This is a genomic window from Streptomyces sp. NPDC059909, from assembly GCF_042730885.1.
In the GTDB taxonomy this organism is placed as follows: Bacteria; Actinomycetota; Actinomycetes; order Streptomycetales; family Streptomycetaceae; genus Streptomyces.
Genome location: NZ_JBHWKX010000066.1, coordinates 17,086 through 41,632, shown reverse-complemented (window position 1 = coordinate 41,632; position 24,547 = coordinate 17,086). Strand labels below are relative to the sequence as shown.

Annotated in this window: 19 protein-coding genes; 15 read left to right on the top strand and 4 right to left on the bottom strand. The window is 71.1% G+C overall.

Features of this window, described 5'->3' with window-relative positions; genetic code table 11:
* Positions 1–413 precede the first annotated feature (413 nt).
* Together ACFV9O_RS31750 and ACFV9O_RS31745 are read right to left on the bottom strand one after the other, a co-directional pair.
* Positions 414–1,106, bottom strand: a complete 693-nt coding sequence (locus tag ACFV9O_RS31750; protein WP_385423898.1) for a lysophospholipid acyltransferase family protein — start codon at positions 1,104–1,106, stop codon at positions 414–416.
* A 36-nt stretch (positions 1,107–1,142) separates the two neighbouring features.
* Positions 1,143–4,091 (bottom strand): SpoIIE family protein phosphatase, encoded by a 2,949-nt coding sequence (locus tag ACFV9O_RS31745; RefSeq protein ID WP_385423897.1) that lies wholly within the window; start codon positions 4,089–4,091, stop codon positions 1,143–1,145.
* Positions 4,092–5,438: 1,347 nt separating this feature from the next.
* Between ACFV9O_RS31745 and ACFV9O_RS31740 the strand changes: the two genes are divergently transcribed.
* From ACFV9O_RS31740 to ACFV9O_RS31715, 6 genes are all read left to right on the top strand, one after another.
* Positions 5,439–5,696, top strand: coding sequence for a hypothetical protein (locus ACFV9O_RS31740; RefSeq protein ID WP_385423896.1), 258 nt, complete (start codon positions 5,439–5,441; stop codon positions 5,694–5,696).
* Positions 5,697–5,819: 123 nt separating this feature from the next.
* Positions 5,820–6,020, top strand: a complete 201-nt coding sequence (locus ACFV9O_RS31735) for a hypothetical protein (protein WP_385423894.1) — start codon at positions 5,820–5,822, stop codon at positions 6,018–6,020.
* A 147-nt stretch (positions 6,021–6,167) separates the two neighbouring features.
* A complete protein-coding gene (locus tag ACFV9O_RS31730; RefSeq protein WP_385423892.1) occupies positions 6,168–6,950 on the top strand; it encodes a phosphotransferase in 783 nt (260 codons plus the stop codon).
* Between the two features lie 89 nt (positions 6,951–7,039).
* Complete coding sequence (locus ACFV9O_RS31725; RefSeq protein WP_385423890.1) at positions 7,040–7,294, top strand: hypothetical protein; 255 nt, start codon at positions 7,040–7,042, stop codon at positions 7,292–7,294.
* 93 nt (positions 7,295–7,387) lie between these two features.
* Positions 7,388–7,618, top strand: a complete 231-nt coding sequence (locus ACFV9O_RS31720) for an AAA family ATPase (protein WP_385423888.1) — start codon at positions 7,388–7,390, stop codon at positions 7,616–7,618.
* A gap of 133 nt (positions 7,619–7,751) precedes the next feature.
* On the top strand, positions 7,752–8,123 hold the full coding sequence (locus ACFV9O_RS31715) for a hypothetical protein (RefSeq protein WP_385423886.1): 372 nt from the start codon (positions 7,752–7,754) through the stop codon (positions 8,121–8,123).
* Between the two features lie 1,259 nt (positions 8,124–9,382).
* Here ACFV9O_RS31715 and sbnA read toward each other — a convergent pair.
* On the bottom strand, positions 9,383–10,369 hold the full coding sequence (gene sbnA, locus ACFV9O_RS31710) for a 2,3-diaminopropionate biosynthesis protein SbnA (RefSeq protein WP_385423884.1): 987 nt from the start codon (positions 10,367–10,369) through the stop codon (positions 9,383–9,385).
* Positions 10,370–11,260: 891 nt separating this feature from the next.
* Between sbnA and ACFV9O_RS31705 the strand changes: the two genes are divergently transcribed.
* The 7 genes from ACFV9O_RS31705 (at position 11,261) to ACFV9O_RS31675 (ending at position 20,538) form a co-directional block, all read left to right on the top strand.
* Positions 11,261–14,032 carry a Pls/PosA family non-ribosomal peptide synthetase gene (locus tag ACFV9O_RS31705; RefSeq protein WP_385423904.1) on the top strand — a complete coding sequence of 924 codons (2,772 nt, stop codon included), beginning with the start codon at positions 11,261–11,263 and terminating at the stop codon, positions 14,030–14,032.
* 37 nt (positions 14,033–14,069) lie between these two features.
* Positions 14,070–16,598, top strand: a complete 2,529-nt coding sequence (locus ACFV9O_RS31700) for an amino acid adenylation domain-containing protein (protein WP_385423882.1) — start codon at positions 14,070–14,072, stop codon at positions 16,596–16,598.
* Between the two features lie 25 nt (positions 16,599–16,623).
* Positions 16,624–17,367, top strand: coding sequence for an RNA-guided endonuclease TnpB family protein (locus tag ACFV9O_RS31695; RefSeq protein WP_385423880.1), 744 nt, complete (start codon positions 16,624–16,626; stop codon positions 17,365–17,367).
* 164 nt (positions 17,368–17,531) lie between these two features.
* Positions 17,532–17,789: a type II toxin-antitoxin system Phd/YefM family antitoxin gene (locus ACFV9O_RS31690; protein ID WP_385423878.1), complete on the top strand. Its 258-nt coding sequence runs from the start codon at positions 17,532–17,534 to the stop codon at positions 17,787–17,789.
* Positions 17,786–18,037: a type II toxin-antitoxin system RelE/ParE family toxin gene (locus ACFV9O_RS31685; RefSeq protein ID WP_385423876.1), complete on the top strand. Its 252-nt coding sequence runs from the start codon at positions 17,786–17,788 to the stop codon at positions 18,035–18,037. Before ACFV9O_RS31690 ends, ACFV9O_RS31685 begins: the two co-directional genes overlap by 4 nt.
* 210 nt (positions 18,038–18,247) lie before the next feature.
* Entirely contained in the window at positions 18,248–20,110 is a 1,863-nt protein-coding gene (locus tag ACFV9O_RS31680) for a VanW family protein (protein ID WP_385423874.1), read from the top strand.
* A 137-nt stretch (positions 20,111–20,247) separates the two neighbouring features.
* Positions 20,248–20,538 (top strand): hypothetical protein, encoded by a 291-nt coding sequence (locus ACFV9O_RS31675; RefSeq protein ID WP_385423872.1) that lies wholly within the window; start codon positions 20,248–20,250, stop codon positions 20,536–20,538.
* Positions 20,539–21,518: 980 nt separating this feature from the next.
* Here the strand turns inward: ACFV9O_RS31675 and ACFV9O_RS31670 are convergent.
* Entirely contained in the window at positions 21,519–22,124 is a 606-nt protein-coding gene (locus tag ACFV9O_RS31670) for a TetR/AcrR family transcriptional regulator (RefSeq protein WP_385423870.1), read from the bottom strand.
* A 172-nt stretch (positions 22,125–22,296) separates the two neighbouring features.
* Between ACFV9O_RS31670 and ACFV9O_RS31665 the strand changes: the two genes are divergently transcribed.
* Both ACFV9O_RS31665 and ACFV9O_RS31660 read left to right on the top strand, forming a co-directional pair.
* Complete coding sequence (locus ACFV9O_RS31665) at positions 22,297–22,926, top strand: isochorismatase family cysteine hydrolase (RefSeq protein WP_385423868.1); 630 nt, start codon at positions 22,297–22,299, stop codon at positions 22,924–22,926.
* Between the two features lie 250 nt (positions 22,927–23,176).
* Complete coding sequence (locus tag ACFV9O_RS31660; RefSeq protein WP_385423866.1) at positions 23,177–24,475, top strand: MFS transporter; 1,299 nt, start codon at positions 23,177–23,179, stop codon at positions 24,473–24,475.
* Positions 24,476–24,547: the final 72 nt, after the last annotated feature.

The window sequence follows — 24,547 nt, the reverse complement described above, 5'->3', positions numbered from 1 at the left end:
ATCGGCCCCATAGGCGCTGACCGGGCGACCACGACCGATCCCGCCCATCACGACCTCCCGGCCAGTGGCCCGTTACCGAGACACGCTCCTAGGTGTATCGCCTTGTGAGGTTGGGGACGCGGCTGGCGGGTGGTTTGCCTGCGAGCCGCTGTCCGCGGCCTCGCCGTCCGCCCCCTCGGCCGCCTTCCCGCAGGGCCTGCTGGGCGACGCGGCGGCCTCGGGAGTCGCCCCCCAGAGGCGGAGCGGGTGGCAGCTGTTGTGGCCCGAGGCGTCGGCCGCGATCTGGGTGAACCGCTTGACGCCGTCAAATCCGGGCCCTGGGAGGACGCCTTGGAGGCGGAGAGCGAGGGTATACGGCCTGTCCCTTGCGGGGGCGGCCGTCCGGACGGACCGCAGCCGGAACGGCGGGGGCCTCAGCCCCGCCGTTCCTTCGTCTGTCCGGCCTTCACGTCGGCCGCGTACCGGTCCACGTACTCCTGGCCCGACAGCCCCAGGATCGCGTACATGACCTCGTCGGTGACGGCCCGCAGGACCGTCCTGTCGTGCTCCATCCCCGCGAAGCGCGAGAACTCCAGCGGTTCCCCGAAACGGATCGCGACCGGCCGGATCCTCGGCAGGACCCCGCCCGGAGGCCGGATCTCGAACGTCCCCACCATCGCGCACGGGATCACCGGCACCTGTGCGGCCAGCGCCATCATCGCGACCCCGACCTTGCCCTTGTACAGCCGGCCGTCGGGGGAGCGCGTGCCCTCCGGGTAGATCGCGAGCAGCTCTCCCTTCGCCAGTATCCCCAGCCCCTCTCGGATCGCCGCCTGCCCTGCCGCCCTGCCCGACCTGTCCACGGGAATTTGCCCGGCGTGGCGGAGGAATGACGCGGTGAGGCGGCCTGTGAGGCCCGGCGCTGTGAAGTATTCGGCTTTGGCCAGGAAGGTGATGCGTCGTTTCAGGACCGCGGGCATGAAAAGGGGGTCCGCGAGCGACAGGTGGTTCCCGGCGACGATTGCCGCGCCCTGTGCCGGAACATGCTCAAGTCCCTCGGTCCGCGGTCGGAACACCAGCCGCAGTAGCGGCCCCAGAAGGACGTACTTGAGCAGGTAATAGAACACGGGGCGGCTCCCCACTGCCGCGCGGGGGGTGGGGGTTTATGGGTGTGGGGTGGGTGTGGGGGTGAGGGTTTGTTCGGTCCAGATGGTTTTGCCGGTGGGGTGGTGTCGGGTGCCCCAGCGTTGGGCGAGTTGGGCGATGAGGAGGAGGCCGCGGCCTCCTTCGTCGTAGGTGCGGGCGCGGCGCATGTGGGGGGTGGTGTTGCTGGTGTCGGTGACTTCGCAGGTGAGGGTGGTGGTGTCGTGGATCATGCGGAGTTGGATGGGGGGGTGGCCGTAGCGGATGGCGTTGGTGACGAGTTCGCTGACGATGAGTTCGGTGGGGAAGGTGGTGTGGGTGAGTCCCCAGGTGGTGAGTTGGGTGGTGGCGTGGGTGCGGGCTTGGGCGACGATGGCGGGGTCGGGGGGGAGGGTCCAGGTGGCGACGTGGTGGGGGTTGAGGGCGCGGGTGCGGGCGATGAGGAGGGCGATGTCGTCGTCGGGGTGGTGGGTGAGGACGGTGGCGAGGACGTGGTCGCAGAGGGTGTCGAGGGTGGGGGTGGGGTGGGTGAGGGCTTGGAACATGTTGTCGAGGGCGTTGTCGATGTCGTGGTGGTGGGGTTGGAGGAGGCCGTCGGTGTAGAGGGTGAGGAGGCTGCCTTCGGGGAGGTCGGTTTCGGTGGTTTCGAAGGGGAGGCCGCCGAGGCCGAGTGGGGGGCCGGGGGGGATGTCGAGGAGGTAGACGTTGCCGGTGGGGGTGACGATGGCGGGTGGGGGGTGGCCGGCGCGGGCGAGGGTGCAGTGGCGGGTGATGGGGTCGTAGACGGCGTAGAGGCAGGTGGTGCCGATGCCGGAGGCGGTTTCGGGGGTGTCGTCGGTGGTGGCTTCGTCGGCGGAGAGGTGGATGACGAGGTCGTCGAGGTGGGTGAGGAGTTCGTCGGGGGGCAGGTCGACGTCGGCGAGGGTGCGTACGGCGGTGCGTAGGCGGCCCATGGTGGCGGAGGCGCGGATGCCGTGGCCGACGACGTCGCCGACGACGAGGGCGACGCGGGCGCCGGAGAGGGGGATGACGTCGAACCAGTCGCCGCCGACGCCGGCGCGGGTGCCGGCGGGCAGGTAGCGGGAGGCGATTTCGAGGGCGGCCTGGTCGGGGAGGGTGTGGGGGAGGAGGCTGCGTTGGAGGGTCATGGTGGTGGTGCGTTCGCGGGTGTAGCGGCGGGCGTTGTGGATGCTGAGGGCTGCGCGGTTGGTGAGTTCTTCGGCGAGTTGCAGGTCGTCGGGGGTGAAGGGGTCGGGGCGTTGGTGGCGGCTGAGGAGGGCGGCGCCGAGGGTGATGCCGCGGGCGCGTAGGGGGATGACCATCAGGCTGTGGGTGCCGTATTCGCGGATGCGGGCGGCTCGGGGGTCTTGTCCGGCCCAGCGGGCGAGTGCGGGGCTGGTCGTCTCGTACAGTGCTGCGCGGCCTTTGGTCAGGCATTCGGCCACGGGGGAGAGTTCGGGGTAGGTGCTGGTTTCGCCGACGGCGACGAGGGATTCGGGGCTGCCTTGGAGGACCGAGCGGACGGCGGCGCGGCGCAGGCGCACGTCTTTGGTGGGTGGGGTGGGGGGTTCGTCGCCGTGTGTGGGCAGCAGGTCGACGGCGGCGAAGTCGGCGAGGTGCTGGACGGCGATGTCGGTGAGTTCCTGTGCGGTGCGGGCGATGTCCAGGGTGGTGCCGATGCGGGCGCCGGCCTCGCTGATGATCATCCGTTGCCGGGCCAGGTGTTCCTGGGGCCGGTGGTGGGCGGTCAGGCATACCGCGCGGGGGTGGTGTGCCTGGTCGTGCAGGGCGGTGAGTGTGGTCGACCAGCCGTGCTGGGGTGAGGGTCCGGTGGGGCCGGCGAAGGTCTGGAGCGATTGCGGCTCGCCGTTTTGCAGTACCTGGTGCATCGCCCGCTCGGTTTCCTCGCTTGCGGGGCCTGGTGCGATGTCGACCAGACGCAGCCCGCGCATGTCGGCCTCGGTGAGTGAGAGCGCGCGCTCCATGCCGGTGTTCGCTGCGGTCAGCCGCAGGCCGGCGTCGAAGACGGCCAGGATGCAGGGACTCTGGGTGAACGCCCATGCCCTCCAGTCCCCAGGCCCGCCCGGCCCGCCCGGCCCGCCCGGATCCCAGGACCCGCCCGGCCCGCCCTGCCCGGTCGGTGCGCCCGGTTCACCCGGTTCCTGAGGTGCGCCTGGCCGGCTCGGCCCGCTCGGGCCGGTTGGTGCGCCCTGCCGGGTCGGTTCGGGAGGTGCGTCCTGTGGGTTCGGTGCGCCTGGCGGGCTCGGCCCGCTCGGTTCGCCCTGCTGGTTCGGTGCGCCTGGCGGGCTCGGCCCGCCCGGGTCCTGAGGTGCGCCTGGCCGGCTTGGCCCGCCCGGGCCGGTTGGTGCGCCCTGCCGGGTCGGTTCGGGAGGTGCGCCCTGTGGGTTCGGTGCGCCTGGCCGGCTTGGCCCGCCCTGCCCGGTCGGTTCGCTCGGCCCGCCTGGTTCCTGAGGCTCGCCCGGCCGGGTTGGTTCGGGAGGTGGGCCCTGTGGGTTTGGTTCGTTTGGTTGGTGGGGGGTGTGTGGTTGGGGTGGTCGGCTTGGTGTCTGGTGTGTGGGGGTGGGGGTGGGGGGTTGGGTGATGGCGGATACGAGGAGCCATTCGGCGGTGCCGTCGTGTGGGGTGCGGCGGTGTGCGAGGAGTTTCTGTTCGAGTCGGTGGCCGTCGTGGTGGCGCAGTGCCACGGTGCCGTTCCAGCGCTGTTTTCCGGCTGTGTGGTGGCGGGCGGGGGCGGTGGTGTCGTCGGCGAGCAGGCGGGCGGCGGGGTGGCCGATGACCTGTGTGGGTTCGTAGCCGAGGAGGCGCCGGGCGCCTTCGCTCCAGCCCGTTACGATGCCCTGCTCGTTGACGGTGGCCGTGGCCGTGGTGGTGCAGGGGGGTTCGGGCAGGGTGTCCGCCTCGTCGGGCGGCTTGCCGGGAGGGGTGGGAAGTCGCTCGTCGCCGCTCATCTCGCCCTCGCTAGTTTCTTCGTGCCCGCTGTCCCACGGGATGCTGCGCGGCCAGGGCTCTTGTGACAAGCATGATCCTGCGGGGCATGGAGCACCAACGCGGCGCTGTCACCAGGCACCGGGCCGGCGGCCGTGGCGGACCGGGCGGCCCGCCCCGCCCCGGTCCGGTGCGGGCCGGGGCGGAGTGGGCGGGTCGTGGGGGAGGGGGAGGGGGTGGGGGCCTGTGCCGCGGGCCTGTGCTGTCGGCGGCTCGCTCGGCCAGGCTGTCGGCGGCTTGCTCGCCTGTGCTGTCGGCGGCTTGCTTGCCCGGGCTGCAGGCGGCCTGGGGGCGGAGGGCGGAGGGCGGTGTCTGGGGTCTGGTGGGGTCGGGCGGGGCTCTGTCGGCCGGCCGGGGTGGATGAAGGAGGGTTCGGGAAGGGTGCCGGGGTGTGGAGCGGGGTCGGGGCCTTTCCGCGTGGTGTGGGCTGGATGTTCTTGTTTGGGGATGTGTGTGCTGTTTTTTTGGGGGTGGGGGGTGGTGGCCTGACCGATGTGGTGAAGGGGGTCGCGTGGGTCTTGCGCCCGTGCTGGGTGTGGGTGGCCGCTGTCGTCGTTTTGGCCTGTGTCCGTGGTTTGTGTGTGGTCTGTGCCGGCGCCGGGTGTGGGGGAGGCTGGGGTGTGTGGCCCAGGGGTGTGGGTGCCGTCGGGCGCGGCCTGCCGTGTGGGGCTGTCGCAGGACACGGTCGGTGCCCGGCTGCGCGGTGTCCGGGTTGGGCTCGGTGTCGGCGGTACCGCCGAGCCGGCCCGTCTGGCGTTCTTGCTGGGCTGTGGTGCGGGCGGCTCTGCCCGGGGGCCTGTTCTGGGTGAGGCTGCCGTCGTGGCGCGCGCCTGGTGCCTGGTGTCTTGGTCAGGCGCTGGTGTGTTTGGGCCGGGTGTCGTGGGCGTTTGTGGAACGGGCCGGTGTGCCCCCGGGCCGGGGCCGGGGCCGGGGCCGGGGCGGGGGCGGGGGCGGGTGGTGCCCGGCCGGGGGCCGGGATGTGCCGGGGTGTGCCGGACGGCGGCTGTTCGTGCCGGTGTGCCGCCTGTCCGCCGGTCATGCGCGGGCGACCGGCGATGTCCCGCGCCGCCTGTCGGGGCGGGTCGCGTCTGTCAAGTCCCGGATTTCAGCGGCATGACGGGGTTGGCTTGTCCGGGGGCTTAATTGAGGCATCGGGTCACGCAGTGACGGGTGATCCACCCGCATCGTCCACGACGGCGTTGGTGCCGCGTCCCCCCCGTTTTTTCGGCGGGCGGGATGTTCGGCAGACAGATTCCCCCCCCTTTTTTCTTTTCGACCCCCCCTTTTTTTTCAGCGGAGGAGAATTTCCCATGGCTCGCACGTCCCGTACGCAGCGTTTTGTGATGCTCACTGCTTCGACCGCTCTGGCTGCGGGAGGTGCGCTGCTGCCCTCCGGTGCGTTCGCTGCCCCGGCTGCCGCGCCGCAGGCCGGTACCGTCACCACGGTGGTGTCCCATCACGAGGGCCATGGCCACCACGACCGTGACGAGGGCAAGAAGAGCAAGCTCAAGATTGTCTTCAAGAAGGGGAAGACCAAGCTGGTCGTCGTCCTCAAGAAGCACAACTGACGTGTTCTCGGGGTGAGTCGGGGACTCTTTTCCCGGTGCTGCCGGCGGATGCCGCGGCGGCGGAGCGAGGGACCCCTGCGCCGGGCCCTGGAGACGGCCCTCGGGCATTGCCCCATCTGGGCAGTGCAGATTGACATCTCCGCACGAATCGACGGCACCTTAGAGGTTCACCAACTGGTCGAGCTGTTGTTTGAGCACGGAGGCGTGGCGACCGACGACTATTCCGGCCACCCCTGGACCTTGCAGGAGATCAAGTCTGGAGCATTGAACGACGGCCTGCGCTTCTTCGGCTTTCGGGCCTACCACGAACTCAACCGCGAGTGAGAACTTTCCTGACTCGATCACCATGCAACCGGCAAGTTCAGAGAAGCACCGTGCACCGCCCGACCCGGCCCAGTTCCCGCGCCTGGAGCCTGCCGGAAGTGGTACCGCGCCCAGGCCCAGGATTCCGCCGCTCACTAGGATTCCACCATGATCCAGGACGGTGAATCGATGCGCGGCGGCCTGTCGACGGTGCGCCGTGAGGGCGAGACCATCCTCAGGCCCTGGCGCGTGTGGACCCCCGCGGTGCGGGAACTACTGCGCCACCTGGAGCAGGTGGGATTCGCTGGCGTGCCGCGCGCCCTGGGTGACGGTCCCGTGGACGGCCACGAGGTGGTGTCGCTGCTGCGCGGCGAAGTCGGGCTGTACCCGTGGCCACGGGCGCTCCTCGCGGACGAGGGCGTCACCGCGCTCGGGCGGTGGCTGCGCGACTACCACGAGGCGGTACGCGACTTCCGGCCCTCGTCCCAGGCCGTCTGGTGCGACCCAGACGCCCGCTGGCGGCCCGGGCTGATCATGCGCCACGGCGACCTCACGAGCTGGAACTCGGTCTGGGCGGACGACCGCCTGGTGGGCGTCATTGACTGGGACCTGGCCATCCCCGGTGAGGCATTGGACGACCTCGCACAACTTGCCTGGTACAGCGTGCCTTTGCGGCTTCCCGACCGTCAGCGCAGGGTCGGCTACGGCAAAGGCGGCGCGCCGTTGGCGCGACGGCTGCGGCTGCTCTGCGGCACCTACGGCGCGGACCCAGCCGACGTGCTGGACGCGCTGGCGCGGTTGCAATGCGAGGAGACCGAGCGGATAGCGCGCCTGGGCCCGCTCGGCGCGGACCCCTGGGCGGTATTCCTGCGGCAGAACTTCATCCCGGACATCGAGGAGGAGCGCGCGTGGGCGCTGGCCCGGCGCGAGGAACTCCTCGGCCACGGTTGACGCGACCTGGCCGGACGCGGGCGCGTGGCGAACCGCTGACGCTCAGCACCTTCCGGAGTTGGTTCAAAGAAGCCTGTGTCCGCTGCCCGATGCTCTGGCCCGACCCCGCACAGCGCGACCGGCTCGTCGAGATCTGTGACAACCTCCTCGCCCGCATCGCTGAGGCCGAGCGGGAAGGCTGGCCCGGCGAGGTCGAAGGACTCCAGGTCAGCCTCGCCGGCGCTGAGGAGAAACTCGTCCAGCTCGACCGGCGCGCCAGCCGCGGTGTTGTCGACCTTGGCATCCCCACGATCACCAGCCCCGGCGCCGTTCCCCACCAGACCCGTCCACCGGAACCGGATTGATCCTCTCTTCCGAGCAACACGACTTTTGGCGCAGGAAGTTCAGAGAATGCGGATTCACCCGGACGCCCTTCGGCCGCGGCCTCGCCCCCGGGCATGCTGCACCGCCACGCGTCCCGCAACGAAGCCGTCGCCCGCATCACCTGGTGCATCTGCGAACGCTCGATCGGCGTGGTCACCGGCGAGGTCGGCGCTGGCAGGACCGTCTGCGTCCGCACCGTCCTGCACGGCATCGACCCGTCGACACACACCGTGATCTACCTGCCCAACCCCATGATCGGGGTCCGTGGCATCCACGAGGCGATCGTCACCGCCTTCGGCCGGTAGCCCTTCCGCCTCGGCTCGGCTCACCGCACAGACCGGTCTGGCGCCGGCCGGCGAGCGTGAGGAACGCGGCCGCCCCGGTTCTGGTCCTGAACAAGCCCATCTGCTGTCCTACGAACAACTCGAAGCCATCCGGATGCTGACGAACACAGCCATGGTCCAGGACTCACCGGTGTCCTGCCTGCTGGTCGGCCGGCCGACCTTGCGGCGGACCATGAAAGTCGCGGTCCTCGCCGCCCTCGAACAGCGGACCGCCCTGCGCTGCACGATGCCCGGCATCACCTCCACCGGGACCGCCGGCTGCATCAAGCACCACCTCGGTCTCGCCGGCCGAAGCGGCCGGCTGTTCACCGACGACGCCGTCACCCTGATCCACACCACCTCGCGCGGCTTCCCCCGCGCGGTCAACAACCTCTGCCTGCAATCCCTCGTCGCCACATTCGCCGCCGGCACGTCACTCGTCGACGAGAAAGCCGCCCAGTTTGCGGTCACCGAAGTCCTCGACTGACACAGTCTCGGCATTCACTCACTCAGAAGAGAGTCTGTCTTGCCTCGCCACATACGCCCCCCGCCACGCACCCAGAAACCCGAGCACAGCGCCGATCCAGGGGATCCACCGCCAGGCGCCCTCGAAGACAGGGTCCTGCATCACCAACAGGTAGCCGGTCGCCACCCAAAAGACGCAACCACCGATGTTCGCCCAAAACCGAACGCGTGGACTGAATTTCACTGTCCGGCCCCCCACAGACACGAACGGCGCTGCCGATGATGACCAGCACAGTCGGCAACAGCCGCAGAACACTCACTGACACCGGCACCTTGCCGAGGGGCGCGACACCTCGCCCGCAATCGCCCCGCTGGGACCACACCCAGCGGGGCGATTCCACTTCCGCCCATCGGCACCTTGAATGCCGCACCCGTCGGCAATTTCAGCTTCGCCCAACGGTTCATCCCGCCGCCTGCCCCCGGCCGCCTGCCCGCACGGGGCAGGCGGCCGGGGGCCGTTGGCGTCATTGCTCCACTGCTCCACGAGCTCGGGCATGTTCATCGGACCTCACCCGGCTACTTCGTCGTCGCCGGCGGCGAGATGGACCGTCTTGTGCCGGGTGGGGGGCGGGAGTCCCATTCCGGGGCCCTGGGCGGCGACGGATGCCGATCGGGTGGTTGGTGAATACTCTCCCGGCGTCCTGACGCCCGGGCAGAGCGAGGCGTCCGTGGGCCCCCTTTTCCCGGCGGACCTCGGCCAGCGGGGCCGGGGGGTGGTGGGCGGTGGGGGTGAGGGCCACCGGCGAGTTCACCGCTTTCACCGGCCTGGATCCGGTGGATGTGGGGCTGGGCGGCAGGGGGGCCGCGGCTGCATGTGGTCCGGCGCGGGCCAGGGGGATGCCGGCGCGGCGCGAGGAGGCGATGCTGGTCTCGAGACGGTGCCGGTGGAGGCCGGTGACAGCCTTCCGGGCCGGCGGCGCATGGTGGCGGACGCGCGGCCCGTACCAGGCCTTTGGGCCCCGGGGCGGCCACGGGGATGGCGGCGGCCGTGTGACCGCGGTGGGTGGTGGGGGTCAGTAATCCGGTCGCCTGACGGCGACACCCTGCGTGCGTGAAAATCGGTGTGTGGTCGTCCGGCGGACGTCGTGTCGCCGCACCGGCCGGGCCAGGCAGACCCGGCGCCTGGTGAGCCAGCTCAACCAGCTCGGCTACCAAGTGACCCTCCAAGCAGAAGGAGCTGCCTGACCAGCGGCTACGGACACGGGACGGGGGATTTTCGAGTCAGGCGGCCGGGGAGGGTGCGGTCAGTGTGGGGGAGTCGAGGGCGTCCTCGCCGTACAGTTCCTGGACCCAGTTGGTCTGGTAGATGGTCTCCAGGTACCGCTCGCCCAGGTCCGGGGCGATGGCGACCGCGGTCAGTGACGGGTCCTCCTGGCGGGACAGCCAGTCGATCGCGCCGCTGACCACCGTGCCGGTGGAGCCGCCGAAGAGGAACCCGCGCCGGGCCAGGCGGTGGCAGGCCCGGACGGTGTCGGCCTCCTTCACGTGCACCACCTCGTCCACCAGGGACGCATCCAGCAGCGGCGGGCGGACGCTGGTGCCCAGGCCGGGGATCATCCGCCGGCCCGGGGCGCCTCCGAAGGTCACCGAGCCGACGCTGTCGACGGCCACGATGCGCACCCGGGGGTGCCACTGGCGGAAGTAGCGTGCGCAGCCCATCAGGGTTCCGGTGGTGCCGGCGCCGACGAACAGCACGTCCAGGCCGGGGAACTGCCGGGCGATGGCCGGGGCTGTGGTGCGGTAGTGGGCCATGCCGTTGTGGGGGTTGGTGTACTGGTTGAGCCACACGTAGCGGCCGCTGGAGGCGACGAGCTTGCGGACGTGGTCGATGCGCGCACCGAGGAAGCCGCCCTCGGCGGCGGGCTTGGCGATGACGTGGACCTCGCTGCCCAGGGCCTCCATGAGCAGCCGGGTGGCCAGGTTGCAGCGGGAGTCGGTCACGCACACGAACCGGTAGCCCTTGCTCGCGGCGATCATGCTCAGGGCCACGCCCAGGTTGCCCGAGGAGGACTCGACCAGGACCGAGTCCCGGGTCAGCAGACCGTCGCGTTCGGCGGCCTCGACCATTTCCGCGGCGGCCTTGAGTTTGATCGAGCCGGCAAAGTTGAAGCCCTCGCACTTGAGGAACAGCGGATGTCCGAACACCGCCTCGACGTCGACGTAGAGCTCGTCCTCGTTGAAATCCTGGGGGACGGATATGACAGGCACGATCGCCTCCTCGGCTGCGGCAGAGCGCCAATTCTTTTCGGCCGCGTTGCCGTGCCGGTTCTGCGGCTCATGGAAGAAGTCGGGTCTCGCCGGCAAGACACGAAGGCGCGACTCGCCGGAACACCTCCAGTACGCCCTGTCCCGGCAGTGCTGTCATGCCACCGGAATTCGGGACTTGACGCATTCCGCGACGTCGGATAGGCGAATGCGGCCGCGGCGGGGCGGGGCTGAACCGGCCCCCCAGCACCCGGCGAGGACGGGGACTGCGCCTTGCGGTTTCCGGCCCGTACGCGGCCCGTACGCGGCCCGTACGCGGCCCGCCGTGCGTGGCCTGCCGGGTGCGGCCCGCCGCCGCAGTCCGGCCCCGGTGGGGCGTGGCCGCTACGGCGTGACTGCCGCGGCCACGCTCTGGGGCCTGCCGCCTGCCTGCCCATCCGTCGTGTCTGATGTCCGCCGGCCCCGACCGGCAACGGCGGCCGATTACCAAGGCCTTCTTTCGGTGTCAAGTTCCGAATTTCAGGGGCAGGACAGGGGCGCGGCCTGCCGGGCCTACTGGAGGGGCGGGCATCCGGCATGCGTCCCTGAAGACGCAGGCCTTCCGGGAGCGGGAAAAGCGGAAAAGGGGAGCCCTCATGTCAACGGCAACCACAAAGACCGGGCGTTTTCTGCTGCTGAGCGGAACGTCTTCAAGGAGCTCACGTGACAGGGAAATCCGTCGAGGTTCTGACCGCAGATCCGCCGCCGGCTTCGGCCGTCCCGGACGACGCGTACGGCGGCAGGCGCGAGGGCGAGTACGGCGACGGCGGGGAGGCGGGCGGTACCGCGCGGCTGCCGGCCGGGGCGCCGGCCGGGGCGCTGGCCGGGGTGCTGGCCGGGGTGCTGGCCGGGGTCGTGCGCGTCGAGGAGGTGCCGCTGGACCGTCACTTCTTCCATGACCTGGGCGCCGACTCGCTGGTGATGGCCCAGTTCTGTGCCCGGGTCAGGAAGCGGGCGGACCTGCCGTCGGTGTCGATGAAGGACATCTACCGGCATCCCACGGTCCGCAGCCTGGCCACCGCGCTCACGGCCGCCGCGAGCGCGGTGGCCGCTGCCCCCTCGCCTGCCCCCTCGCCGGCCGGCACCGAGGCCGACGCGCCGGCCGACGGGCCGGCCTCGGTGCCGGTGCAGGCGCCCGTCCCGTCGGCCCCGGTGCCGGCCGGGGAGGTGACCGTGGGGGTGGCGGCACCGGCCTTCGGGCGCGCCACGGCCCCCCGCACCCCCCGTGCCCCCCGCACCCCCCGTGCCCGCCGTAGCCGTAGCGGCGGCACCGGCGGGTACGTCGTGTGCGGTGTCTGGCAGTTCGTGCTGTTCATCGGGTACTCCTGCCTCGCCGCCCTTGCCGCCACCCGGGGCTGTGCGTGGGTGGCGGACGCCTCCGGCCCCCTGGGTGTCTACCTGCGGGCGGTCGTCTTCGGCGGTGCCGGCTTTCTGGGTCTGTGCGGGCTGCCGGTCCTGGCGAAGTGGGTCCTCATCGGCCGCTGGAAGCCTGGCGAGTTCCCGGTCTGGTCCCTGGCGTATCTGCGTTTGTGGCTGGTGAAGACCCTGCTGCGGACCAGCCCGATGCGTCTGCTGACCGCCTCGCCGCTGTATGTGCTGTATCTGCGGGCGCTGGGCGCGAGGATCGGGCGCGGGGTGGCGGTCTTCTCCACGCAGGTGCCCGTGTGCACCGACCTGCTCACCATCGGCGACGGCACGGTGATCCGTAAGGACGTGCTGCTGTCCGGCTACCGGGCCGAGGCCGGCATGATCCTCACCGGGCCCGTCACCCTGGGCCGGGATGTGCTCGTCTGCGAGCAGACGGTCCTCGACATCGGCACGCAGATGGGCGACGGGGCCCAGCTGGGCCACGCCTCCTCGCTGCACCCGGGGCAGGCGGTCCCGGCCGGTGAGCGGTGGCACGGCTCCCCGGCGCAGCCGGCCGACGTGGACTACCGGCCCCCCGCCCTCACCGCCGCCGGCTGCGGCCCGCTGCGCCGGGCCCTCTACAGCGCCGGGCAGCTGCTGATGCTGCTGGCCGTGCACCTGCCGCTGGCGATGGGCGGTGTGAGCATCCTCCGGGCCGCCCTGCCGCAGTCCCTGGCCCCCGACCACTTTTCGACGGCGGCCTTCACCGGCGGGGCGTTCGTCCTCGACGCGGCGGTGCTGTCCCTCGTGCTGTTCTTCGGCGCCGTGCTCGCGGGCCTTACCGTCGTGGTCACGGTGCCGCGCCTGCTGAACCTGTTCATCAGGCCGGACAGGGTCTATCCGCTCTACGGCTTCCACTACGGCATCCAGCGGGCGATCACGCTGATGACCAACCGGAAGTTCTTCACCACCCTCTTCGGGGACAGCTCCGCGATCGTCCACTATCTGCGCTGCCTCGGGTACGGCCTGCGAGGGGTGGAGCAGACCGGGTCGAACTTCGGCACGGAGGTCAAGCACGACAGCCCGTATCTGAGCACGGTCGGCAACCAGACGATGGTCGCCGACGGGCTGTCGATCATCAACGCCGAGGTCTCGAGCACGTCCTTTTGCGTGTCCCCGGTCTCGATCGGGGAGCGCAGCTTCCTCGGGAACCGCATCGCCTACCCCGCCCGGGCCCGGGTCGGTGACGACTGCCTGCTCGCGACGAAGGTCATGGTCCCCATCGACGGCCCCCTGCGGCAGGGGGTGGGCCTGCTGGGCTCGCCCAGCTTCGAGATCCCGCGCACCGTGATGCGCGACAACAAGTTCAACCACCTGGCCGGCGGGGAGGAGCTGCGCCGCCGTCTCGCCGCCAAGAACCGGCACAACGCCCTCACCGCGGTGCTGTACGTGCTGGTGCGGTGGATCCATTTCTTCGTCATCACCCTCATTGCCATGGGCGCCGCGCGCCTGTACCCCTCCTTCGGCGCGCCGGTGATCGCGCTGGCGAGTGTCCTCACCCTGCTGTTCACGGCCGTCTACTTCGTGCTGGTCGAACGGGCAGGCCGGGGCTTCAGGGCCCTCAAGCCGCTGTACTGCTCGATCTACGAGCCCTCCTTCTGGCGGCACGAACGCTTCTGGAAGATGGCCTCGCCCGACTACATCCAGGCCTTCGACGGCACCCCGTTCAAGAGCGTGGTCTGGCGGATGCTCGGTGTCCGGATCGGCCGGCGGGTCTTCGACGACGGCGGCTTCTTCCCGGAGCGGACGCTCGTCACCATCGGGGACGACTGCACGCTGAACGCGGGCACGGTCATCCAGTGCCACTCGCAGGAGGACGGCGCCTTCAAGTCCGACCGCACCACACTCGGCGCCGGCGTGACGCTCGGCGTGGGTGCCTTCGTCCACTACGGCGTGACGATCGGCGACGGCGCGGTGCTCGCCGCGGATTCCTTCCTCATGAAGGGCGAGGAAGTCCCGGCGCACGCCCGGTGGGGCGCAAACCCGGCCCGGCCCCTGCCCGCGACCGGCCCCGCCCGCCAGACACAGCCCCGCCCGGCGGAAGGCGACCACCGCACCGGCCACCGCACCGACGATCCCACCGACCACCGCACCGACGGCCACAGCACCACCGACGGCCACCGCACCGACGGCCACAGCACCACCGACGGCCACCGCACCGACGGCCACCGCGCCGACGGCCGCAGCGGCGTCAACGCTGCCCCGGCAGCGGCCGGCTGACCACGCATCACACCACCAGCACAGCAGAGGAAACACCATGACGAGGCAAACGCACGTGAGGGGCATGGAGTCCGGCCGGGAGTTCTGGCGCGGTGTGCTGACGGCCGGCGGTTCCACCGCGATCCCGCGGTGGACAGCGCCCGGCCCGGCGACCCGAGGCGTTGCCGTATACGAGGCACACGTCCCCGGCGACGTCGTCACGGCCCTGTGCCAACTGGCCGGGAACCTGGTGATACCCCTCGGCACGATGCTGCTGGCCGCACATGCCAAGGTCCTTGCGGCACTGTCCGGCGAACACGACGTCACGGCCGGCTACGCCGCCACGGAAGGCGGGCCGCCCCTGCCCTGCCCGCTGACCAGCACACCCGGCTCGTGGCGGGAGCTGCTGCACCACACCCGCCGGGCCGAGTCGAAGCTGCTGGCGCACCCAGACCATCCCGTCGACGACCTCGCACACGAGCTGGGCCTGGCCGGTCCGGCGTTCGAGACGGTCTTCGATCCGGCCGGGGTGGGCGGTGATCTCGGCGGGGGCATCGTGCTGGGGGTGGGGTTCGCGCAGCGGGGCAGCGGGCTGGTGCTGCGGTTGCGGTATCGGGCCGAGGTGCTGGACGGCGAGTACGCGGTGCGGATCGCCGGCTACCACCTGACCGCGCTCGCGCTGATCGCCGCCGACCCGGATGCGGAGCACGGGCGGCAGAGTGTGCTGTCCGCCGAGGAGCTCCGCTTCCAGCTCGAAGGCCTCGCCGGACCGTGCCGGGAGCTGCCGGACCTGCGGGTGCACGAGTTGTTCGAGGAGCGGGTGCGGGTGTGTCCGGATGCGGTGGCGGCGGTGTGCGCAGGGCGGGTGTGGTCGTACGGGGAGCTGAACGCCCGGGCGAACCGGCTGGCACGCGCCCTGCTGGCGCGGGGGCTGGGCCGCGAGGACGTGGTCGCGGTCGTGACCGAACGCAACCTGGACTGGCTCGCCGCGGTCCTTGCAGTCTTCAAGGCCGGGGGCGTCTACCTGCCGATCGAGCCGTCTTTCCCCGCCGACCGGATTGCCGCGACGCTTGTCCGCGCCGGCTGCACCGTGGTGCTGACCGAAGCGGGCAGCACCGGCACACTCGATGAGGCCCTCGATTCGGGTGTCCAGAAGCTCTTCGTCGACGCGGCCTGCTGGGATGACCACGCCGAGAGTGACCTCGGCCTCAGCGTGGCCCCCGGCCAGCTGGCCTACATCTATTTCACGTCCGGCTCCACGGGGGAGCCGAAGGGCGCGATGTGTGAGCACGCGGGGCTGCTGAACCATCTGTTCGCCAAGATCGACGATCTGGGTGTGGGTGAGGGCACGGTGGTGGCGCAGACGGCGCCGCAGTGTTTCGACATCTCCCTGTGGCAGCTGATCGCCGGACTGCTGGTGGGCGGCCGGACCCTGCTGATCGAGCAGGAGGTGATCCTCGACGTCCCCCGCTTCCTCGACACCCTCATCGAGGGCAACGTCAGTGTGCTGCAGGTCGTGCCCTCCTACCTCGAAGCCGTCCTGTCGGATCTGGAGCGGCACCCGCGCGAACTGACCGACCTGCACTGCGTGTCGGTCACGGGTGAGGCGCTGAAGAAGGAGCTGGCCGAGCGCTGGTTCGCCGCGATGCCGTCGGTCCGCCTGGTCAACGCCTACGGGCTGACCGAGACCTCGGACGACACCAACCACGAGGTGATGGACCACACGCCGCAGAAGGTCCTGCTGGGCCGGCCGGTGAACAACGTGCAGGTCTACGTCGTCGACGACCACCTGGCCCCGGTACCGCTGGGAGCGCCGGGTGAGATCGTGTTCTCCGGGGTGTGTGTGGGCCGGGGGTATGTGAACGACCCGGAGCGCACGAGGGCGGCTTTTGTGCCCGATCCGCACCGGCCGGGTGAGCGGTTGTATCGCAGTGGTGACTTCGGCCGCTGGCAGCCGGGCGGGAAGCTGGAGTTCCTCGGGCGCCGGGACACGCAGGTGAAGATCCGGGGGTTCCGGATCGAGATCGGCGAGATCGAGAACACCCTGCTGCGGGTGCCCGGGGTGCGTGACGGGGCGGTGGTGGTCGCCGAGCGCGCCGACCACAGCAAGCACCTGGTCGCCTTCTGCTCCGGCCCCCGCCCGATCGATACCGGCGTCCTGCAGGACCAGCTCGGCGCATCGCTGCCCGGCTACATGGTTCCCTCCGCGTTCCACTGGCAGGACAGCCTCCCGCTCACCCCGAACGGCAAGATCGACAAGAAGAGGCTGACCGCGCTCGCCGCGGAACTCGACGCCTTTGCCGTCCAGGACGATGACGGCCACGAGGCCCCGGGCTCTGCGGCCGAGGAACGGCTGGCGGCCGCCTGGGCCAAGGTGCTCGGCATCCCGCGGGACCAGATCGGGCGCAGCGACCACTTCTTCGACCGCGGCGGCACCTCCCTGTCCGCGGTGAAGCTGGCCATCGCCCTGGACCGGGCGGTGTCCCTGAAGGACATCACCCGCCACCCCCACCTCGCCGACCTCGCCGAACTGGTCGACGGCAGAACCCGGCGACGTGAAGCCGAACTGTCGGCCGCCTCGTCCTGAGAAACAGCACCGCAAAAGAACCACCATGTCGAATCCCATCCCGGCGGCGTCCCGGCTCGCGGTGGAGTTCGCGCATGAACCCGGCGGATCCCGCCGTACGGGCCAGCTCGTCCCTCGGGAAGTGAGTTCGCTCCAATGCCCCGTTCTCTACAGGGCGGATGGGGCGGTCTCCCGCAAGCAGGGGCCCGACCGGCGCACCGGGCAGAAGCCGTCGAACCGATGGCGCAGGGCGAACGCCGCGCGCAACCGTGTCCACTACCGCACCGCCTGCCTGCGGGCCGATGCCCTGCACAAGCTGACGACCCACCTGGCCCGCGCGTACGGCACGGTCGTGGTGGAAGACCTCAATGTCGCCGGGATGCTCAAGAACCGCAAGCTCGCCCGCGTCGTCGCCGATGCCGCCTTCGCAGAGATCCGCCGCAAGCTCGCCTGCAAAACCGTGTGGAACGGCGGCCGGCTCGAAGTCGCCGGCCGCTGGTACCCCAGCAGCAAGACGTGTTCCGGATGCCAGGCAGTGAAACCCAAACTGCCTCTTGGGGTACGGACGTACGTGTGCGAACACTGCGGACTCGTCATCGACCGGGACGAGAACGCAGCACTCAACCTCGCCGCGCTGGTGAAGCGGCACGTCGCCGGGAGTGGCCCGGAGACAGAAAACGGACGTGGAGCCGACCGTAAGACCCCGCCTCGCGGGGCAGGTGGCCGTGAAGCGTCTACCCCGCATCGATCCCCCCAGGGATCGAATGAGACGGGGGCCTTCGCCCGGTAACGGGTGAATCACTGAGATTCGCTGAAACTCAGTGAACGGCTGGAGCCGACAGGCCATCGAGGGACGGGAGTGGAAGGGACTGCCGAGGCGAGGGCGGACGGCTCGGACAAGCCTGCAGGAGGAGGCACTGCCTAGCCAGCGGCGAGAAGTGTACAGTTCTGTGCATGAGTGACACTTTTCCGATCACTGAGGCGCGCGCCCGATTCGGGTCGCTGGTACGCCGGGCGTCGCACGCCCGCGAGCGCATCACCATCACGGATCACGGGCAGCCTGCGGCGGTCCTGATCAATCCGCAGGAGTTGGCTGACCTCGAGGACGCCCTCGCGCTGGCGCTGTACCGCGAGCGACAGGCGTCCGGCAAGGCCGCGGGCGTGCCGCATGCAGACGTGCGGGCCAGGCTTGGGCTGGAGAGCGGTTCGTGACGTACGCGATCATCTGGGATGAAGCGGCCATCGGCGCCGCCGCCCGGTTCCTGAAGGACGACCCTGAGGGCTTACGGCAGCTGATGGACGCTGTTGATCTGCTCGCCGGCCAGCCGCGACCGGAGGGTAGTGCCGAGTACGGCTCCGCCGACCTGCGCCGGATGCATGTGGGCCGCTATCGGGTGCTTTACGAGATCACGGAGGCCACCGTCACCGTCGTGGTCATCCACGTCGGCCGGATCGGCTGACGGCTGATACAGCGTTTCGGCGGGCGGGCTCCGGATCGCTGCCGGCCGGCGTCGGCACCTTTGCGAGGGCGCCCCCACGCCGTGAAAACAGTCACATTTTGATCACTTTTTGCCTGTTTTGCCGAATCATTTGGGGCGAATCCACGTACATCGGGCTGTTCTGGCGGCCCCCGAGCGCCTGTCCGGCCGGCCGGCGCCCCTGGGAGAGATATGCGACGCGCACCCCGCACCACCGGCACGGGCACGGGCACGGGCCTGGGTATGGGCCTGGGCATGGGTGCCTGGCGGATCGCTCTGCCGATCGCGGGCGGGGCCGCCCTGCTGGCGGTGGGCGGCCTCTACGCCGCCGGGCTGGCGGCCGGCGACATCCCCGAGGGCACCCGGGTGGACGGGGTCGGCATCGGCGGCATGAGCCGCACCGAGGCCCAGCAGGTGCTGGACCGCAGGCTCGCGCCGGCCTTCGCGGCGCCGGTCGCCCTGAAGATCGGGGACCGGACCGAGAAGGCCGACCCCCAGGCGCTCGGGCTGTCCCTCGATACGGCCGCGACCGCCGGTGAGGCCGCCCGCGCAGGATCCGGTCCGCTCACCGCCATCGGCCGCCTCTTCGCCCCCGAGGGCCAGGACATCGAGCCGGTGATACGCATGGACGAGACCAGGACCCGGGCCGCGCTCGCCCGCATCGGCGCGGCCGCCGGGCAGCAGGTCCGCGACGGGGCCATCTCCTTCGAGGGCGGCACCGCCACCGCCCACGCCCCCAAGACCGGCATCGCCCTGAACACCGACCAGGCCGTGGGCACCCTGCGCGAGGCCTATTCCCGCACCACCACCGGCGCCCGCCCCGTGGTGCTCCCGGTCAAGCGGACACAGCCGCGGATCGGGCAGAGCGAGGTGGAGCGGGCCATGAACACCTTCGCCCGGCCCGCTCTCTCCGGCCCCGTCACCCTCACCCTCGCCGGCACCCGCATATCCATCGGCCCCGCCACCCTCGCCGGCCATCTGACGATGAAGCCCGACAGCAAGGGCCGCCTCGCATGGGACCTCGACGCCAGGGGTCTGCTCGCCGACCCCGCCGTCGCCCGCGCGCTCGCACAGGCCGCACCGGCCGCCAAGGACGCCGAACTCCGGCTCACCGGCGACGACCGTGTCGTGGTGGACGAACCGGCCCGCACCGGGCACCGCGTCACCGAGCAGGCGCTCGGCGACGCCGTGCGGCCCCTGCTGGCCCGCACCGGCCCGGCGGCGCGCACCGGCCCGATCGCCACCACCCCCATCCAGCCGGACCTCACCGACCAGCGCGTCGGGCAGCTCGGCATCAAGGAGAAGGTCTCCTCCTTCACCGTCAACTTCCCGGCCGCCCCCTACCGCAGCACCAACATCGGCCGCGCCGTCGAACTCATCAACGGCTCCCTCGTCCTGCCCGGACAGGAGTGGAGCTTCAACAAGAGGGTCGGCGAACGCACCAGGGAGAACGGCTTCGTCGACGGCATCATCATCAACAACGGTCAGTACGAGAAGTCACCCGGCGGCGGCGTCTCCGCCGTCGCCACCACCATGTTCAACGCCATGTTCTTCGCCGGCGTCAAACCCGTGGAGTACGGCGCCCACTCCTTCTACATCGAGCGCTATCCCGAAGGCCGCGAAGCCACCGTCGTCTGGGGCACCCTCGACCTGCGCTTCACCAACACCCTCGACCACGCCCTCTACGTCCAGGCCCACTCCACCGACACCTCGGTGACCATCACCTTCCTCGGCACCAGGATGTACGACGAGATACGCGCGACCAAGGGCCCGCGCACCCACATCACGCAGCCCTCCACCCGCACCGGCAGCGGCCCCACCTGCGAGGTCCAGACCCCCCTCGAAGGCTTCGACGTCGCGGTGGGCCGCATCTTCGTCCAGGGCGGCAAGGAAGTCGGGCGCGAGAACTTCCACACCCACTACACGCCCCGCGACAAGGTCACCTGCACTCCGCAGGAGGAGACCACCCCCACACCCGCCCCCGCCTCGGCGGCGGCCAACCGGCCGGGCACCGCGGCCACGCCGGTGCCGAGCGGCAGTCCCCGCACCGCCTGACCCGCACGCGCCCCGCCGCCCGCGTCCTCGACGCCACGCCCGGGGCGAGCGGCCTTCGGGCGTTCGGCCGCGGATCCGGAGAGGATGGGTCAAACCCACCGATATCGCTCGATATGAGGCACTGTTGCGGAGGCGCCGTGGATACCTGGGCGACATGGACCACCCAGGGAATCATCGCCGGCTCGGGCGGCGTGATGACCACCGAGGGAGGCCCGATCACCGGAGACCTGACGGTCCACACCGCCTGGATCGACGGCCTGGCCCAGGTGACCGTCCAGCACACCGGAGCGACCGAGTGGTACGCCATGCAGGGCAGCCCCGTACCCGCAGCCGACGAGGCCACCGGCAGAGCCGTCCACCAGGCAGCCGTGGAGACGGTCAAAGCGGGCGGCGGCGCCGTTCTCACCTTCCCCTTCCCCGCCGCCTGATTCGAAAATCCCCCGTCCTGTTTTCCGTAGCCGCTGGTCAGGCAGCTCCTTCTGCTTGGAGGGTCGCTTGGTAGCCGAGTTGGTTGAGCTGGCTGACCAGGCGTCAGGTCTGCCTGGCCCGGCCGGTGCGGCGACACGACGTCCGCCGGACGGCCACACACCGATTTTCACGCACGCAGGGTGTCGCCGTCAGGCGACCGGATTACTGACCCGCTGGCGTCCACGCCTGGGTACGACGGCCGGTCGCAGTTGTCCTGCCGGCTGACCGGTCATCGGGCCGGGAGCTCGTACTGCCCGTGCGCGCGGGGGAGTTTGCCGAGCAGGGTTCAACGGACAGGGCAGGCGAGGGTGGCGGCCGGGTGTGCAGGGTCCTTCCTCAGGTGCCTCAGGCTCTTCTCGGCGCCGTGACCCGGAACCGTATTCGGTGAGCAGGGCGATGTCGTCGGCCCGGCAGGAGGAGCCGCGGGCGTTGTGAGGAGCCGTCGGCGAGTTCGTCCAGGGAGTTCGCGCGGGCGTGGGCCAGGGATGCCCGCAGGCATTCGGTCCCCTCTCGCCGCGCCCGTACGCCGTGCTGCATCGGACCTGCTCGCCTCGGCGCCCGCCGAGCCCCGGCCGCCGGCCCCTGACGGCCCGGCGCGGGCGGAACGCGATCGACCCGTCCGGCCGCGTGGGCAGGGCCTTGCTGAGCGTGTCACGCAACCGGTCCCGGACGGTGGGGGCGAGGGCGGCGCCATAGCCGGGCCCCTGCCCGGATAAGGAAGGGCTCCCGCAGATCCGCGAAGCCGCGAACACGGCGGGCACTTCGATCGGGGCGACAGCCGCATCGACCAGCCCCGCCTGCCTCCACGGCGCACGCAACGGCTCCGGACGGCAACCGGGAACCGGCACGATCCCGGGCCGCTCCGAGACGGACCCCGGACACGCGAGGCGCCCCGGCCCGGCGTCCTCGTGACACTGCGTCCGGCCCGCCGCGGCGTACGTCAGGCGGCGGAGGCCCGTGACCCGTGCTGCTTGAGCCGGCCGGCGACCGTCTCCAGCAGTTCGTCGGAGAAGGCGGGGTCGGCCACGGCGCGGGACATGAGCGTGGCGCCGACCAGGGCGCTGAGGGTGAGCATCGCCTCGGCCCGGGCCTGTTCAAAGTCGTCGCCGAAGGCGCCGGAGTCGTCGTCGAGGCCGGTGAGCAGGTCCAGGTAGGTGCGGACCTGCTTTTCGTAGGCCTCTTTGAAGTGCTGGTCGCTGCGCCCGGCGGCGGCGCCGAGCGTGACCAGCGCGCAGCCGGTGGCCGGCGAGTCGCGGTGCATTTTTCCGAGGTAGGCGTCGACGAGGCCGGCCCGCGGATCCTGCTCGTTCTTGCGCGCGGCCCTCTCCATCTTCGCCGAGCCCTCGGCCAGGGCCGCGGCCGAGGCCTGGGCGATCAGGTCGTCGCGGGAGGCGAAGTGCTTGTAGAAGCCGCCGTGTGTCAGTCCCGCTTCCTTCATCAGGTCCGCGATGCCGGGACGGCTCACGCCCTCCGCGCGGACCTTGCGGGCCGCGATGCGCAGCACGCGCTCGCGGGACGCCGCCTTCTCCGCTTGCGAGTGCCCCATATCAGGCCTTCCCTTCGAGGAGCGGCACATGCCGCAACCAGCTGGATGATGCACATCATACACCTGGAGGCAGCCGGGGGATGTGAGCTGCCGGTTCTTGACTTCGAGGATGACGGAGGTAATCCTGATATCTGGATGATGTCAAACATCCAGATCTGTACGAGGAGAAAACATGACCGAGACCTACGACCCCCGCCGCACGGCGGTTCTGCTGGTCGATCCCTACAACGACTTCCTCTCCGAGGGCGGCAAGGTCTGGCCGCGGCTGGAGGCCGTGGCGAAGGAGGTCGGCCTGCTGGACAACCTGCGCTCCGTGGTCGGCTCCGCCCGCGAGGCCGGCGTGCGCGTGGTGTTCGTCCCGCACCGCCGCTGGCAGCCGGGCGACTACGAGACCTGGGCCCACCCGAGCCCCACGCAGCAAAAGATCCAGAAGTGGCGCCACTTCGCCCAAGGGACCTGGGGCGGTCAGTTCCATCCCGACTTCCAGCCGCAGGAGGGCGACATCGTCGCCCATGAGCACTGGGGGGCAAGCGGGTTCGCCAACACCGACCTGGACCTCCAGCTGAGGCAGCACGGCATCACCCACGTGGCGGTCGTCGGCCTGCTGGCGAACACCTGCATCGAGACCACCGGCCGATACGCCATGGAGCTGGGCTACCACGTGACGCTGGTCCGCGACGCCACCGCCGCCTTCCAGCCCGAGATGATGCACGCCGCCCACGAGCTGAACGGCCCCACCTACGCCCACGCCATCGTCACCACGCGAGAGCTCGTCACCGCCATCAAGGAAGCACAGGCGTGATCCAGGCCGGGTGACTGCCTGGGGGAGCGGCCTGCGCGACCGCCCGCACCGCGGCGACGACACACCGCCTCCGGCGCCTCCCACGCCGCCGGGCCCGCACCGCACCGGCGCCCGCGGCGCGGTGCGGGCGGCCGACGCCCGCCCGCACCAGGGGCTCGTATCCCTCGCGCCTCTCCTTCTCCCTCCCTCTCCCTCGTCCTGCCGGCCCGTCCCCGTTCGTCCTGCCCTTCTGCCCCCGTAAGAGCCCCTCATGAGCGCACTGTCCACCGTCCCGGGCGTGAAGCGCGGCACCATCCCCGTCTTCGCCATCGCCACCGCCGTCACCGTCTCCAACATCTACTTCACCCAGCCGCTTCTCGAACGGATCGCGCAGGGGCTGGGCGTCTCCTCCACGGCGGCAGGCGCCGTCGCCACGGCCGGCCAGATCGGCTACGCCCTGGGCATCGTCGCGGTCGTTCCCCTCGCCGACCGCGCCCGGCTGCGCAGGATCGCCCGAGTCCTGCTCACCGTCACCGCGCTGGCCCTGCTCGCCGGAGCCCTGGCCCCCTCGATCACCCTGCTGAGCGCGGCGACCCTCGTCCTGTCGGTCACCACCGTGCTGCCGCAGGTCATCATGCCGACCGTCGCCTCGATGGCCGCGCACGGCCGGGCGGGGCGGGCCCTGGGCGCCGTGGGTATCGGACTGACCATGGGCGCGCTGCTCTCCCGTACCGTCTCCGGAGTCCTCGCGGAAGCGACCGGGACATGGCGCGCCGGCTACTTCGCCGCCGCGGCCGCCACCGCCGCCCTGCTGCTCGTCCTGCCCCGGTACATGCCGGAACACAGGCCGGGCGCCGGCCAGGACAGGACCAGCTACCTGAAGCTGCTCGCGTCCATGCCGCCGCTGATCGTCCGGCACGCCTCCCTGCGCCTGTCCGCGGTTCTCGGCGCGGCGGGCTTCGCGGCCTTCTCCGCGTACTGGGCCACGCTGGCCTTCCACCTGTCCCAGCAGCCACTTGGGCTCGGGCCGGCGGCGGCCGGCCTCTTCGGCCTCAGCAGCGTGCCCGGCGCCCTGGCCGCCCGCTACTCCGGCCGGCTCACCGACCGCTACGGCCCCGACACCGTCAACGTCATCGCCCTGACCTCCGCCGGCGCCGCCTTCACCGTCTTCCTCCTCGCGGGCGACTCCGTTGCGGCCCTCGTGATCGGTGGCAACCTGCTGGGCTACGGCACCACCAGCGCCCAGACAGCCAACCAGGCCCGCGTCTTCACCGGGCCCGCCCCCGTACGCGCCAGGCTCAACACCCTTTACATCTTCTTCCAGTTCGCCGCCGGCGCGATCGGCTCCGCCCTCGCCCTCGCGCTGTTCGAACGGCATGGCTGGACCGCGGTGGTCTGCGAGGGCATGGCCTTCCTCGCCGTCGGCGCGCTGGCCCTGGCGGCCCATGCGCTCAGGCGGCGCCGCACACCCGGCACCGAGGAGGCCGCGGAGACGGCCGGTGCCGAGGGCGCCGCAAAGACGGCCGGCGCGAGGCCTCTCGCTCCTGCCGCGAGCGCCCGGCCGAGGTGAGGGACTTCGGTCACGAGGGGATGTCACCCGGGACGGCGGCGCGACCGCCCCGCCCCGCCCCGCCCCGCCCCG